At 43.2% G+C, this 15,178-nt stretch carries 13 protein-coding genes; 11 read left to right on the forward strand and 2 right to left on the reverse strand.

Translation table 11 applies throughout. The features are described from left to right. Nucleotides 1-67 precede the first annotated feature (67 nt). The 3 genes from lonB to yihA all read left to right on the forward strand — a co-directional run bounded on the left by lonB (nt 68) and on the right by yihA (nt 4,893). Nucleotides 68-1,738: an ATP-dependent protease LonB gene (lonB, locus tag LQ188_RS10750; RefSeq protein ID WP_101222810.1), complete on the forward strand. Its 1,671-nt coding sequence runs from the start codon at nt 68-70 to the stop codon at nt 1,736-1,738. A gap of 255 nt (nt 1,739-1,993) precedes the next feature. Continuing rightward, nucleotides 1,994-4,315: an endopeptidase La gene (gene lon / locus LQ188_RS10755; protein ID WP_101222809.1), complete on the forward strand. Its 2,322-nt coding sequence runs from the start codon at nt 1,994-1,996 to the stop codon at nt 4,313-4,315. Further along, a complete protein-coding gene (yihA, locus tag LQ188_RS10760; protein ID WP_063232814.1) occupies nt 4,312-4,893 on the forward strand; it encodes a ribosome biogenesis GTP-binding protein YihA/YsxC in 582 nt (193 codons plus the stop codon). Before lon ends, yihA begins: the two co-directional genes overlap by 4 nt. Nucleotides 4,894-4,965: 72 nt before the next feature. On the opposite strand, the gene LQ188_RS10765 is transcribed toward yihA, so the two are convergent. After that, on the reverse strand, nt 4,966-5,448 hold the full coding sequence (locus tag LQ188_RS10765; protein ID WP_230176785.1) for a DUF5668 domain-containing protein: 483 nt from the start codon (nt 5,446-5,448) through the stop codon (nt 4,966-4,968). A gap of 254 nt (nt 5,449-5,702) precedes the next feature. On the opposite strand from LQ188_RS10765, the gene hemA reads away from it, so the two are divergent. The 8 genes from hemA (at nt 5,703) to ysxE (ending at nt 14,869) form a co-directional block, all read left to right on the forward strand. Beyond that, the gene (gene hemA / locus LQ188_RS10770; protein ID WP_101222807.1) at nt 5,703-7,049 is read left to right on the forward strand and encodes a glutamyl-tRNA reductase; all 1,347 of its coding nucleotides are present in this window, start codon (nt 5,703-5,705) and stop codon (nt 7,047-7,049) included. Between the two features lie 10 nt (nt 7,050-7,059). Further along, nucleotides 7,060-7,890 (forward strand): cytochrome c biogenesis protein, encoded by an 831-nt coding sequence (locus tag LQ188_RS10775; protein ID WP_133349505.1) that lies wholly within the window; start codon nt 7,060-7,062, stop codon nt 7,888-7,890. 9 nt (nt 7,891-7,899) lie between these two features. Then, nucleotides 7,900-8,832 carry a hydroxymethylbilane synthase gene (gene hemC / locus LQ188_RS10780; protein ID WP_101222805.1) on the forward strand — a complete coding sequence of 311 codons (933 nt, stop codon included), beginning with the start codon at nt 7,900-7,902 and terminating at the stop codon, nt 8,830-8,832. Further along, nucleotides 8,832-9,623 (forward strand): uroporphyrinogen-III synthase, encoded by a 792-nt coding sequence (locus LQ188_RS10785; RefSeq protein ID WP_230176786.1) that lies wholly within the window; start codon nt 8,832-8,834, stop codon nt 9,621-9,623. Before hemC ends, LQ188_RS10785 begins: the two co-directional genes overlap by 1 nt. Nucleotide 9,624: 1 nt before the next feature. After that, the gene (gene hemB, locus LQ188_RS10790) at nt 9,625-10,617 is read left to right on the forward strand and encodes a porphobilinogen synthase (RefSeq protein ID WP_230176787.1); all 993 of its coding nucleotides are present in this window, start codon (nt 9,625-9,627) and stop codon (nt 10,615-10,617) included. 40 nt (nt 10,618-10,657) lie between these two features. Further along, nucleotides 10,658-11,947 carry a glutamate-1-semialdehyde 2,1-aminomutase gene (gene hemL / locus LQ188_RS10795; RefSeq protein ID WP_230176788.1) on the forward strand — a complete coding sequence of 430 codons (1,290 nt, stop codon included), beginning with the start codon at nt 10,658-10,660 and terminating at the stop codon, nt 11,945-11,947. Nucleotides 11,948-12,280: 333 nt separating this feature from the next. Beyond that, nucleotides 12,281-13,711 carry a stage VI sporulation protein D gene (gene spoVID, locus LQ188_RS10800; protein ID WP_230176789.1) on the forward strand — a complete coding sequence of 477 codons (1,431 nt, stop codon included), beginning with the start codon at nt 12,281-12,283 and terminating at the stop codon, nt 13,709-13,711. An 87-nt stretch (nt 13,712-13,798) separates the two neighbouring features. Further along, on the forward strand, nt 13,799-14,869 hold the full coding sequence (gene ysxE / locus LQ188_RS10805) for a spore coat protein YsxE (RefSeq protein WP_230176790.1): 1,071 nt from the start codon (nt 13,799-13,801) through the stop codon (nt 14,867-14,869). Nucleotides 14,870-14,925: 56 nt separating this feature from the next. On the opposite strand, the gene LQ188_RS10810 is transcribed toward ysxE, so the two are convergent. Then, nucleotides 14,926-15,117, reverse strand: coding sequence for a hypothetical protein (locus LQ188_RS10810; RefSeq protein ID WP_101222799.1), 192 nt, complete (start codon nt 15,115-15,117; stop codon nt 14,926-14,928). Between the last annotated feature and the right edge of the window lie 61 nt (nt 15,118-15,178).

Consider the following 15,178-nt stretch of genomic DNA (forward strand, 5'->3'; position numbering starts at 1 on the left):
TAATATCGCCCTTCCAAAGGAGATACTAACAGAAATGACAAACTAGGAGAGTGCAGGAGGGAATACGATGAATTGGACAGGATTGGCGTTGTTTATCCAGCTGTTTTTTGGGATTATTATTGGATTGTATTTTTTGAACTTATTGAAAGGCCAGCGGACACAAAAAGTTTCCATTGACCGTGATTCACGTAAGGAGATGGACCAATTACGGAAAATGAGATCGATTTCGTTAACAGAGCCATTGGCAGAGAAAGTAAGACCAAGCACATTTAATGAAATCATCGGTCAAGAAGATGGGATTAAATCTTTAAAAGCTGCTTTATGCGGGCCGAATCCCCAGCATGTGATAATTTACGGTCCTCCAGGGGTAGGGAAAACGGCAGCTGCCAGACTTGTTTTGGAAGAGGCGAAGAAAAATGGCAAGTCCCCTTTTAAGAATTCAGCCGTTTTCGTTGAATTGGACGCCACCACAGCCAGGTTCGATGAACGGGGGATTGCCGATCCGCTCATTGGTTCTGTGCACGATCCAATCTATCAAGGAGCCGGGGCAATGGGACAGGCAGGCATTCCGCAGCCAAAGCAGGGTGCAGTCAGCAATGCTCATGGAGGCGTACTGTTCATAGATGAAATAGGGGAGCTTCATCCAATACAGATGAATAAACTGTTAAAGGTATTGGAGGATCGTAAGGTCTTTCTTGAAAGTGCTTATTATCAAGAGGAAAATCAAAATATTCCCACTCACATCCATGATATTTTTAAAAATGGACTGCCGGCTGACTTTCGATTGATTGGGGCCACAACAAGAACACCGAATGAAATCGCGCCTGCGATACGCTCAAGATGCATAGAAGTGTTTTTCCGTGAACTTGACCGTGAGGAAATAATCACCGTGGCTAAGAATGCCTCAGATAAAGTGGGAATCACCATCAGTGAAAAAGGCTTGCAGTCGATCTCCGATTATGCCCGAAATGGCAGGGAAGCTGTCAACATGATTCAGACTCTTGCTGGTATATCAATTAATGAAAACAGGACTTTTATCAGAGAAGAAGATATAGATTGGATGGCCCATAGCAGTCAGCTGACACAAAGAATGGATAGAAAAATAGAAGCGAATTCTAAAATAGGTCTTGTCAACGGTCTTGCAGTTTATGGTCCCAACAGCGGGGCATTGCTGGAAATCGAGGTTACGGTCATGGCCGCTACTGATGAAAAAGGATCGATAAACATTACTGGTATCGTTGAAGAAGAAAGTATCGGCGGCGGAAGCGGCAAATCGGTTCGCCGCAAGAGTATGGCAAAAGGTTCAATTGAAAATGTCATTACGGTTTTACGGTCGATGGGAGTGCCTGCCGGTCAATTTGATATCCATGTGAACTTTCCAGGCGGAAGTCCAGTAGATGGCCCTTCTGCAGGAATTGCAATGGCCACGGGCATATACTCGGCCATTTATAAAATCCCTGTTGATCACACAGTGGCAATGACTGGAGAAATAAGCATTCATGGCGGCGTTAAACCGATCGGCGGTGTCATTCCGAAAATCAAGGCGGCAAAACTGGCCGGGGCAAAGAAAGTAATCATCCCAGCTGAAAACATGCAGCCACTTCTATCTGAAATCAAGGATATAGAAATCATTCCCGTTTCAAATGTGAAAGAAGTGCTGGATCAGGCATTGAAAAAAGAATTGATGTCGGAACAAATCCTCACAACCTTGGACCTATCAAAAAAAGAAAGTGTATAAAGGAGATGCCCCGGGAAAAACAAGAACCGGGGCATTTTAAGGACCATATTGGCGTTCCGGACAAACCTGAAGTATAAAATAAACACGCATTCAGACGTGCTTTTTTATCTAATATTGGAGATAATAATAGCAGTCGAAACGTGTTAAGGTAAACGAATAGACACTTCTATATAAATAGGATAGAATTGTTAAAAGGTTGAGAACATGGGTAAATAGTTTACAACGACGATACTAATTAGATGGAGGTGTCAGGAAATGACTGATAAAGAAATCATCGTCCCCCTCCTGCCGCTTAGAGGACTGCTTGTATATCCAACGATGGTACTTCATTTAGATGTAGGCCGAGATAAATCGGTACAAGCCCTTGAGAAAGCAATGGTGGAAGACCATCTTATATTTTTGACGACACAACAAGATGTTTCGTTGGACGAACCAGGTGAAGAAGATTTATTTACAATGGGAACTTTAACAAAGGTAAAACAGATGCTGAAGCTTCCAAATGGTACAATCCGGGTGTTGGTGGAAGGGTTGAACCGCGCAGAAGTCATTGAATTTTACGATTATGAGACACATTATGGTGCCAAGATTAAAATATATGAAGACAGTGATGAAAAGGATGCTGAACATCAGGCATTAATGCGCACCTTACTGGATTATTTTGAACAATACATAAAAATGTCCAAGAAAATAACCGGTGAAACGTTTTCGTCCACTTCGGATATTGAAGAGCCTGGACGATTAGCGGATATAATCGCTTCCCATTTGCCTTTGAAATTGAAGGAGAAGCAAGAAGTGCTTGAGACCATTGATATGAAAGAGCGTTTAAGCCGTGTAATCGAGATCATCAATAACGAGAAAGAAGTTCTTTTTCTCGAGAAAAAGATCGGCCAGCGTGTTAAGCGTTCGATGGAACGGACTCAAAAGGAATATTATTTACGAGAACAAATGAAAGCGATCCAAAAGGAATTGGGAGATAAGGAAGGAAAAACAGGGGAAATTGAGGTTCTCAACGAAAAGATAGAGGAAGCGGAAATGCCTGAGCACATCAAAGAAACGGCACTAAAGGAATTGGACCGTTATGAAAAGGTTCCTTCCAGCTCGGCCGAGAGCTCTGTCATCCGCAATTATATCGAATGGTTGATCTCGCTTCCTTGGACCAAAGCGACCAAAGATGACTTGAATATTCATAAAGCCGAAAAAATCCTGAACCGGGACCATCATGGTTTGGAAAAGGTGAAGGAGCGGGTGCTTGAGTATCTGGCCGTCCAGCAATTGACCAATTCATTGAAGGGACCAATCCTTTGCTTGGTGGGACCTCCAGGGGTCGGGAAAACCAGCTTGGCTAAATCGATCGCTTCATCGCTGAATAGGAATTTCGTCCGTATATCTTTAGGTGGGGTGCGCGATGAATCAGAAATCCGCGGACATCGCCGTACATATGTAGGGGCGATGCCAGGAAGGATCATTCAAGGCATGAAAAAAGCTGGAACGATCAATCCAGTCTTTTTACTGGACGAAGTGGATAAGATGTCCAATGACTTTAGGGGAGATCCATCTGCAGCGATGCTGGAGGTGCTCGATCCAGAGCAAAATCATAATTTCAGTGATCATTATATTGAAGAAACTTACGATCTTTCCAAAGTCATGTTCGTGGCGACGGCGAATAATTTGGGATCGATTCCTGGCCCGCTTCGTGATCGTATGGAAATCATTTCGATTGCAGGTTATACTGAGATAGAGAAACTTCATATAGCCAAGGATCACTTGCTGCCTAGACAGCTGGAAAACCATGGTTTATCGAAGACACAACTGCAAATCCGTGAGGAAGCTCTTACAAAAATCATCCGTTATTATACTCGGGAAGCCGGTGTTCGAAGTTTGGAGCGACAGCTTGCAGGCATCTGTCGGAAGACTGCGAAAATCATCGTGTCCGGAGATAAAAAGCGGGTCGTCATATCAGAAAAGAATGTCGAGGAGTTTTTAGGGAAAACCATGTTCCATTATGGACAGGCGGAGGTCGAGAACCAAGTCGGTGTAGCTAATGGATTGGCATACACATCGGTAGGCGGCGATACGCTGCAAATCGAGGTTTCCTTATCACCAGGTAAAGGCAAGCTGATCCTGACAGGAAAGCTTGGCGATGTAATGAAAGAGTCAGCCCAGGCTGCTTTCAGTTATGTCCGTTCAAAAACCGAGAAACTTCAGATTGATTCGAACTTCCATGAAAAATATGATATTCATATTCATGTCCCTGAAGGTGCGGTCCCAAAAGATGGCCCTTCTGCAGGCATCACGATTGCAACAGCGTTAATATCGGCCCTTACAAATAGGCCGATCAGAAAAGAGGTAGGCATGACAGGCGAAATTACATTACGCGGACGGGTTCTTCCGATCGGCGGGCTTAAAGAAAAATCTTTAGCGGCCCATCGCGCAGGACTTACGAAAATCATCATCCCGCAAAATAACGAAAAGGATATTGATGATATCCCGGAAAGTGTCCGTAAAGCATTAACATTTGTTCCAGTTTCACACGTCGATGAAGTCCTTGAGCATGCATTGGTAGGTGTGAACGAATGAAAGTGACAAGTTCAGATATTGTCATCAGTGCTGTGAAGCCTGAACAATATCCCAATACTCCAATACCGGAATTTGCCTTGGCAGGCCGTTCCAACGTTGGAAAATCCAGTTTCATCAACAAAATGATCAATCGAAAAAACTTGGCGCGCACATCCTCTAAACCGGGTAAGACGCAGACCTTGAATTTTTATATCATAAATGAAGCACTCCATTTTGTGGATGTACCGGGTTATGGTTATGCAAAAGTATCCAAGACGGAACGTGATGCTTGGGGAAGAATGATCGAAACGTACTTCACTTCCAGAGACCAGCTCCGCGCTGCGCTTCTGATTGTGGATTTGCGTCATCCGCCTACAAAGGATGATATCGCGATGTATGAATTCCTGAAGCATTATGATCTGCCCCGGATCGTCATTGCAACCAAAGCGGATAAGATTCCAAAAGGCAAATGGCAGAAACACTTGAAAATCACGCGTCAAACGCTAAACATGGAGAAAGAAGATGAATTGCTTCTATTCTCTGGTGAAACAGGCGAAGGCAAGGAACAAGCCTGGGGCGTCCTTAAGAAATATATGTAAAAGAAAAGGGTATTCCGCATCTGGAATACCCTTTTTCATCACGGAATTTGCAAAAATGCGAATCGGCAATTCTCACTTTTTTCGAACCAAAAAATAAATGCCGATTGCCATCAACGCAAATGGCCAAAACCTTTCGATGTTCGCAGTGCTTGTTTCAACAAGCCCAAAAGAAGAAGTGATTTGATCATAGAATAAGAAAGTGATCGAGATGAGAAGTATTACCAGCCCGTGAAACATTCCAGAATTTGTTTTACGTGCCCGGAGAATAAATCCCAGCGAGATGATTAAAATAAAGATACCTATATTATCCGGCCAAATATCCAGATTCTCGACGATATGGAAGTGAGCCCCGAAACCCAGTAAGATGACGCCTGGCAGGATGGACTCATATTCATTACCGCTATATGCCTGAATCAGGAAGGCTGCACCAACTATACATAATAAAGTGGGCCAGCTGAAAAAGCCTGGAAAGATTTCGATTTGGGAATGTTCAAGAAAAAAATAGAGCCCGAAACCGATTAATACGATTCCTGGGAAAATACGCTGCGTTTTCATTTTATCCTCCTATGCAATTCGATTACTTGAAGTTTTTTGCCATTTTTGATATGGTACTTTTGTACACAATGTCGAAATATGTATGTAACTTACCAATCCTGCTAAGACACCTTTTGTAGCATTTCGGGCGTTTTGGCTGTCTTTTCATGGTAGCATACGTTATTCATAAACTGTTCATATTATTTGCGTAAAACCATTTTAGTACATGGTATAATAAATTTACATGAAAAATTTTGGGGGTGCAAAACAAAAGGATGCATATTCTAGCGGTTGGTATAAATTACAAAACTGCCCCTGTAGAAATTCGGGAAAAACTATCGTTTAACGAAGCCGAACTTGCCGAGGCAATGAAAGCTCTTAAAAATAAAAAAAGCATCTTGGAAAATATTATTATTTCAACATGTAACAGGACGGAAATATATGCGGTCGGTGACCAGCTTCATACAAGCAGGTATTATATAAAGGAATTTCTTTCGGAATGGTTTAATATCGATAAAGAAGAATTTTCTAAATATCTGTTCATTTATGAAGGCGATGGGGCTGTTGAGCATTTATTTTCAGTTACCTGCGGCTTGAATTCCATGATACTGGGCGAAACTCAGATTTTGGGACAAGTACGTTCAAGCTATCTGTTAGGGCAGAAGGAAGATACGATCGGTACCGTTTTTAACCATCTCTTCAAGCAAGCCCTTACATTGGCTAAAAAAGCTCATTCGGAAACCGAAATCAATACAAATGCCGTTTCCGTCAGCTATGCGGCAGTCGAGCTTGCCAAGAAAATCTTTGGAGGCCTGAACGGCAAGAATGTCTTGATTCTTGGGGCCGGTAAGATGGGTGAGCTGGCCATTCAAAATCTGCATAGCAATGGTGCCGACAGCATTACAGTCATTAACCGCACCTTCCAGAAAGCGGTCGACCTGGCGGAAAGATTCAATGGTACGGCGAAACAGCTTCAAGAGCTGCAATGCGCTTTAGTGGAAGCTGATATCCTGATTACTTCCACCGGATCAAAAGATCTCCTTGTAACAAAAGAAATGATGTCATTCGTCAATAAGCTTCGTAAAGGCCGTCCTATTTTCATGGTCGATATCGCAGTGCCGCGTGACCTCGATCCAACATTGGCTGAGCTGGAAAATGTCTTCTTGTATGATATTGACGATCTTGAAGGGATCGTGCAAGCCAATATCGAAGAACGTAAAAAAGCTGCCGAGAAAATAGAATTGATGATCGAATCAGAAATCGTTGATTTCAATCAATGGATTAATTTACTTGGTGTGGTTCCCGTCATTTCTTCTTTACGGGAAAAATCCCTATCGATACAAAAGGAAACGATGGAAAGCATCGAAAGAAAGCTTCCGCATTTGAGCGAACGTGACAAAAAAGTTTTGAATAAGCATACGAAAAGCATCATCAACCAAATGCTGAAAGATCCGATTCTTTATGCAAAAGAGCTGGCAGATGAGCCGAATGCAAAAGAGCAATTAAATAATTTCGTGAAAATCTTCCATTTAGAGGAATTGATTGAAGACCAGCTGGTTGCGGATGAAAAAGAACGGAACAGCTCCAAGTCATCCCTATTGAATCCAGTTCCTGTCCAGTAATGAGGTAGATATGGAATTACTAATGACAAGATTGCATGAAGCCACTGTATTGTTGTATGCCATCAGTATGCTTTTATATTTTATCGATTTCCTCAATAATAACCAGAAGGCGAACAGGGTCGCCTTCTGGTTGCTTTCTATTGTTTGGGTACTGCAAACAATTTTTTTATTTCTGTATGTGTTGAAAACGGGAAGGTTCCCGGTATTGACGATTTTTGAAGGATTATATTTTTATGCATGGGTCCTCATATCGTTATCTTTAATCATTAACCGATTGCTAAGAGTCGATTTTACGGTCTTTTTTACGAATGTATTAGGTTTCATGGTTATGGCCATCCATACCTTTGCACCTGTTCAGATAGAATCTCAAGTGCTTGCACAGCGCCTGGTTTCAGAGCTACTGCTCATACATATCACTTTTGCCATCCTATCCTATGGGGCATTCACGCTTTCTTTCGTTTTTTCACTTTTATACTTAATCCAATATGATTTACTGAAACGGAAGAAATGGGGAAAACGCCTGCTTCGACTCGGCGATCTAACAAAGCTCGAGCAAATGTCTTATGTCCTCGCAGTAATAGGTGTTCCATTATTAGTGGTTTCCCTTATCCTGGGGATTCAATGGGCATATATAAAAGTGCCTGGGGTATCCTGGCTGGACATGAAGATCATCGGCTCATTTATTTTGCTTATCGCTTACAGTGTGTTTTTATACTTGAAAATTCGGAAACAAATGTATGGAAGGACGCTAGCCTTTCTGAATATTGGATCTTTCATGATTGTGTTAATAAACTTTTTCCTTTTCGGAAGCCTTTCAACATTCCACTTTTGGAATACATAGGAGGAAACTATGAGAAAAATAATTGTCGGTTCTAGACGTAGTAAATTAGCGATCACCCAAACTAACTGGGTTATCGATCAACTTAAAGAGCTTGGGGTCCCATACGATTTCGAGGTGAAGGAAATTGTCACAAAGGGTGACCAAATCCTTGATGTAACACTTTCCAAGGTAGGCGGAAAGGGCTTATTCGTTAAAGAAATCGAACAAGCGATGCTGGATAAAGAAATTGATATGGCTGTACATAGTATGAAAGATATGCCAGCAGTGCTGCCTCCAGGCTTGACGATTGGCTGCATACCACCGAGGGAGGACCATCGGGATGCCTTGATTTCAAAAAATCATGAAAATCTTTCCGAACTGAAGCCGGGTTCCATCATAGGTACAAGCAGCTTGCGCCGTGGCGCGCAAATATTGGCTAGAAGGCCGGACCTTGAAATTAAATGGATTCGCGGTAATATCGATACCCGTCTGAATAAGCTGAAAACGGAAGATTATGATGCTATCATTTTAGCTGCTGCCGGACTGTCAAGAATGGGTTGGGAGAAGGACATCGTAACGGAATTTTTAGATGAAGATATTTGCATTCCGGCAGTTGGACAAGGAGCACTTTCCATTGAGTGCCGTGAAGACGACAAAGAGCTGCTGGCGGAACTTGCGAAATTGACCTGTGAAAAAACTAAAAGAACGGTTGAAGCGGAACGTGCCTTTTTGGATAAAATGGAAGGCGGATGCCAGGTACCGATTGCCGGATTTGCGGTGGCAAAAGATAATGGATCCGTTTCCTTGACGGCTTTGGTCGCTGCCCCGGATGGAAAGGTGATTTATAAAGAAATGGTTGAGGGAACCGATCCCGAGGCGGTTGGGCATGCTGCTGCCAAACAGATTAGCGAAATGGGCGGTAAAGAATTGATCGATCGCGTAAAAGAAGAGCTTGATCAGTAATGAATCCCTTTCAACCTCTTAAGGATTATCAGGTATTAATCACCAGAGGGAAAGGACAGGCAGATGGTTTAAAAGAGTCGATCGAAAAAAATGGCGGAACGCCGCTTCTTGTGCCATTGCTTGAGTTCACTCTTCCTGATCATTTGGAAGATGTACAACAGCGGTTAGATGAGTTACTTACATATGACTGGATCATTTTGACCAGTCAAAATGGGGTGGATTTCTTCTTTAAGCTTCTTGGTAACCAGCCTTTAAAGCTTCCGAAAATAGCCGTAATCGGCTCCAAAACAGAAGCGGCCCTGAAACGGCTTGGATATAAGGCGGATTTCGTTCCAACTCAGTTTGTTGCCGAAGGGTTCGTGGCGGAGTTCAATGCCGTGCTTGATAAAGGGTCCCGCGTGTTGCTGGCAAAAGGAAATCTCGCAAGGGCGGTTATTGCGGAGGCAATCAATGAAGCTGGTGCATCCTGTGATGAAGTGATTATTTATCATACCGTGCTTCCTCGAAGCAGTGAAAAAAAACTGGTGCAGCTTATAAGGAACGACGATATCGACATCATAACCTTTACGAGTTCATCGACGGTCAATCATTTTTTACAGATCATGAAACGCCATGAATTGGATACATACATAGACCGGATCATCATCGCCTGCATCGGGCCGATTGCCGCTAAAACGGCTGAAAAACATGGGCTATCCGTCGATGTCTGTCCAGAAGTTTATACGACGGATGCCATGGTTGCTGAGTTAATACGCTTCATTTTGAAAAGAAGTAAAAAGGAGGAACTTTAAAATGAAAAACATTCCATTCAATCGCCACCGTCGCTTGCGTGCAAGTGCCGGCATGAGGGCTTTAGTCCGTGAAACACAATTACATAAAGAGGATTTGATCTATCCGATCTTCGTCATCGACGGAGAAAATGTGAAAAATGAGATCAACTCCATGCCAGGTATCTATCAGCTATCCATGGATAATCTGGGGGCCGAAATGGATGAAGTCGTGAGTCTGGGCATTAAATCAGTCATTTTATTCGGTGTCCCTTTTGATCATGATAAAGACGAACAGGGTACAGGGGCATTTCACCATAACGGACTTGTGCAAGAGGCAACCCGTTTTATTAAAAAACAATATCCCGATGTTATTGTCATAGCGGATACCTGCCTATGTGAGTATACAAGCCATGGCCATTGCGGGGTCGTAGAAGGGGAAAAAATCCTCAATGACGCTTCACTTGACCTTCTTGCCAAAACGGCAATCAGCCAGGCAGAGGCCGGCGCCGATATCATTGCACCTTCCAACATGATGGACGGTTTTGTTGCGGCCATCCGTGCAGGTCTGGATGAAGCGGGTTATGAAGATATCCCAATCATGTCCTATGCGGTGAAATATTCTTCGGCTTTTTACGGCCCATTCCGTGATGCCGCAAATGGTGCGCCGCAATTCGGCGACAGGAAAACTTACCAAATGGATCCCGCCAATCGCCTTGAAGCATTCCGTGAAGCTGAATCCGATGTTGCTGAAGGTGCGGACTTCCTAATCGTGAAACCGGCCCTTTCCTACATGGACATCATCAGGGACGTTAAAAATAACTTTAATCTTCCGATCGTTTCCTATAATGTCAGCGGTGAATATTCAATGGTTAAGGCAGCTGCCCAAAATGGCTGGATTGATGAAAAAGCGATAGTGATGGAAATGCTGACAGGCTTGAAACGCGCAGGTTCCGACTTGATCATTACGTATTTTTCAAAAGAGGTAGCACGCTGGATAAACGAAGATAATCAATGATATAAAAATATAACCTGTAATGGAAAAAGGGGATTGAATCATGCGGTCATATGAAAAATCGAAAAAAGCGTTTGCTGAAGCAAAAAATTTGATGCCAGGCGGCGTGAACAGCCCGGTACGTGCCTTCAAATCTGTGGACATGGATCCCATTTTCATGGAGCGCGGAAAAGGCTCAAAAATGTATGATATCGATGGAAATGAATATATCGACTATGTTCTTTCATGGGGACCGCTTATCCTGGGTCACACGAATGACCGTGTCGTGGAATCATTGAAAAAGGTAGCGGAATCAGGCACAAGCTTTGGGACCTCGACACTGATTGAGAATGAACTGGCCAAGCTGGTCATTGAACGGGTGCCTTCGATTGAAATGATCCGTATGGTATCTTCAGGCACGGAAGCGACGATGAGTGCACTAAGGTTGGCACGAGGCATTACAGGCCGTGATAAAATCCTGAAATTCGAAGGCTCCTATCATGGACATGGCGATTCCTTGCTGATCAAGGCGGGTTCCGGAGTTGCGACATTAGGCTTACCGGATAGCCCGGGAGTACCGGAAGGCATTGCAAAAAATACGATTACCGTAGCATATAATGATCTAGCTGCGACCAAATACGCATTTGAACAATTTGGCGAAGACATTGCCTGTATCATCGTAGAACCTGTTGCAGGGAACATGGGTGTGGTTCCGCCACAACCTGGTTTCCTCGAAGGCTTACGTGAAGTGACCACCCAATACGGGGCTCTATTGATCTTTGACGAAGTTATGACAGGGTTCCGTGTCGGCTATAATTGTGCACAAGGCTATTTTGGCATCGTACCTGATTTGACTTGCCTTGGGAAAGTTATTGGCGGCGGCTTGCCTGTAGGAGCGTTCGGAGGCAAGCGAGAATTCATGGAACAAATTGCCCCGAGTGGGACGATCTATCAAGCGGGAACATTGTCGGGTAACCCTCTTGCCATGACGGCCGGCCTTGAAACGCTGAGCCAATTGACTCCAGAATCTTATGATGAGTTCACCCGAAAAGGGGATATGCTCGAAAAAGGTATTGGGGAAGCAGCGAAAAAGTACGGAGTCCCGTATACATTCAACCGTGCCGGTTCCATGATTGGACTTTTCTTTACGAATGAAGAAGTGGTAAACTATGATACAGCAAAAACATCCGATTTAGAGTTCTTTGCTTCTTACTATAGGGAAATGGCGAATCAAGGTATCTACTTGCCGCCGTCACAGTTTGAAGGTTTATTCCTTTCCACTGCACATAGTGATGAAGATATCGAAAAGACCATTACAGCGGCAGAACAGGCTTTTGCAAAATTAAAAAAATGATGCAAGGCTTCACGAACTACCGATAAATTGAATAATGATAACTTTGAACTGGCTGCCTTTTTCCAAGAACTTTTGGAGAAGGGCAGCCAGTTTTTTTGAATTCAATCAGTACGTGGAAAGTCGAATTAATGGTTTCATTCAGGATTTTCATGCCCATTGTTACAATCCCTTATGATTTTAGCCTGAAATATTTGAATCCCTTCTTTTTAAAAGGTTCAGGAAATAAAAGGTCTCGAGTGTGGCATATGAAATTAAGGAATAATCGGCTTCCTTCCTTCATAGATTGATATTGGTATAGGTACCGTTTCCTGAAGCTGAAAGGAGGAGTTGTTTTTGTCGCAAGAAAATGAATCGTATTTACGATTTTCTTTAGAGGAATCCGTTTGGTTCCAGAAGGGACAGGAAGTGGCTGAGCTATATTCCATTTCGCTTGATCCAAATGTGACGATTCAAGAAAGTGACCAATATGTTTTTATACGAGGCTCGTTGGATTTAAGCGGTGAATATAAAGACTCGCAAAATGGTGAAGAAGAGGAGTTTTCGCAGACCTTTTTGCCAAAAGCGGTTCAAAAGGTCGAGAGGCATCTCAATGGACTAAATGAGTTCACACACCGTTTTCCGGTTGACATAACGATTCCGAATAATCGGATTGCCTCATTGGATGAGGTCGATGTCTCGATTCAAAGCTTTGATTATGCCCTGCCAGAGCATAACTGTTTGAAATTGCAGGCGGATCTTTTGATAACCGGAATCTATAATGATTCATATGTGGAAGAACGGTTCGATACGGAGCAGGAAGTTGGGGAAACAGAGGAACAAGAAGAAACGGATGGGGAAAATGAGTCGTATATTCCTTATGCGGCTGCAGTGCCGCCGATTCCGGACTTTCAGCCTGTTTTCCGTGATGAGGAGGAAGAAGAGTTATACGCGCCCTTTTCTGCAGAGTCAAAACGAGTTTCTGAAGCAAATAAAGAAGAGGAAGAGGAGCCGATTTATTTAAGCGATCAGCATAGTGCCCCAGTTTTTGAAATTCCCGTTTCACCATATCCTGAAGAGGAGGAGTGGGAAACGGAAGTGCATAGACAGGAAGAAGCTGAAGCTGTAGAGGAAGAAGTTATTGGAGATCCGTCTGACCCAACGGATAAGGTACCTTCCATGGAAGAGGGGAAACTGGAGGAAGAACCAAGCAGGCAGGATCCAGTGGAGAAGATAGAGATTCCTAGAGTGACATTGAAAGAAGAAGTAGAAGAAGTAGAAGAAGAAGTAGTAGAAGAGCCAAGTCAAGCAGCCATCCATCAAAATAGCCCTGTTTCCAATTTAGAAACCGAGGAAGTAATACGGCAGGAGGAGGATGGCGTTGCAGCGGGTCCTATTCTAAATGAACATGTAAAGGTGGAGCAGGAAGAGGAATCTCATTCGTCCTTAAGCGATCTATTCAAAAAGAGGGAAAGACCTGCGCCACCGGCTAAGGAGGTTAAGAATTTCAAAGGCAGGAAACAAACCGCGGAACGTGATGATAAAGAAACGGCCGATCATGGTGAGAAGCAGCCTTCCATCATGGATTTATTCGGACGGAAACAGGAAGAAGAACTGGTAAGGATGAAAGTCTGCATTGTTCAGCAAGGGGAAACGCTTGATGACTTGGCTCAACGATATGATGTTACGGTTCAATCGATACTTTTCAGCAATGAATTGGAGTCGAATCAAAACGTTCATGAAGGGCAAGTCATCTATATACCGAAGGCGGTTGCATATAAGAATTGATCGGGACAGAGAGCAGAGCATATGGTCTGCTCCTGTTTTTTAGGTGCTGGAGAATCTTTAGTTTTTTAGAGAAAGTGAGTGAGTCTCGTGAGGGAAAACGAGAATCAGCAGCCTGCCAATCTGAATCGGGACACGGAAACCGTATTGAAGGAATATGCCATGTATGTACAATATATCGAGGACTTCGGGCGTGTGAAAAAAGTGTACAGTGATCGCGGTACATTTGCCTTGAAATCGATGTTACCGCAGAACGGCATTGATTTTATCAAAAATGTTCAAAAACTGTACCATCGTGGCTATAATCGGATCGTTCCGATTTATCAAACGATGGATCAGCGTTACGCCGTTCTTCATAATGGCCGTTTGTATTACCTGATGCCCTGGCTCAATAATGAGGGGGACGGGGAGCGCGATGAAAAACATAAGCAAATGTTCAGGGAGCTTGCTCGGATGCATACACTTTCCGTTAAGGAAATACAAGTGGATATTGAGGAAAGGGAAGCCCATTATGAGCGGACGCTTGATGCCTGGAATAACGAGAAGGACTTTATGGATGAGTATATTGTCAGCTGTGAAAAGAAGTGGTATATGTCTCCATTCGAAATGACGGTTTGTTCTTTCTACACTGATATTTCACAGGCGCTGAAGTACTCGATCAAGAAGTTTGAAACCTGGTATGAAAAAACGAAGGATAGTGAAAAGGTGCGAACCGTGGTCACGCACGGAAAGGTTTCTTTGAAGCATTTCGTTTATGATGAGCGGGGGTATGGCTACTTCATCAATTTTGAGAATTCGAATACGGCTCCGCCGCATTTCGATTTACTGCCATTTCTCGTTAAATCGGCCAGGACCTATCCTGTCCAATGCGATGACTGCGTTGACTGGCTATATAACTATTTTCGTTATTTTCCGTTGAAGGAAGAAGAATTGCTGCTCATGCAAAGTTATCTGGCATTCCCTGGATCAGCTTTGGAATTAGTGAAGAGTTATTCCGATGGCAGGATCCATCGTTCAGAGCTTGAGAATGTTACTCAACTGCAGCGGCAATTTTGGCTTCTGAAAAATATTGAATATATGGTGATGAAAATCGAAGAGATCGAACAGCAGAAAAAGGCTGCTGCCGAGGCTGCCAAAGAAGAACAATCACCTCCAAGCTAAATATACATGATTGGATTATCTCCAGTCATGTATATTTTTTTGCTGTAAGGGAATAATTATATCCATTCGAAATATAAAGACATGGCCAGGAAAATAAATGCGATTAGCAGGAGCATATCGAAGAAAGTCGGAAAAATCAACGTGCGTAATCCTTGGAATACGATAAAGGGGACGATGAACTGCTGGCAGACACCGCGGAATTTTTTCATCCAAGGCGGTAAAGTATAGGGAGTATATCTTCGCTTCATATTATTACCTTCCTTTTTAGGACTTCTTATATTCTATGGGTGGGCAGTGGAAAAGGTGATA

Origin of the sequence: Peribacillus sp. Bi134, assembly GCF_918698065.1 — a bacterium.
In the GTDB taxonomy this organism is placed as follows: Bacteria; Bacillota; Bacilli; order Bacillales; family DSM-1321; genus Peribacillus.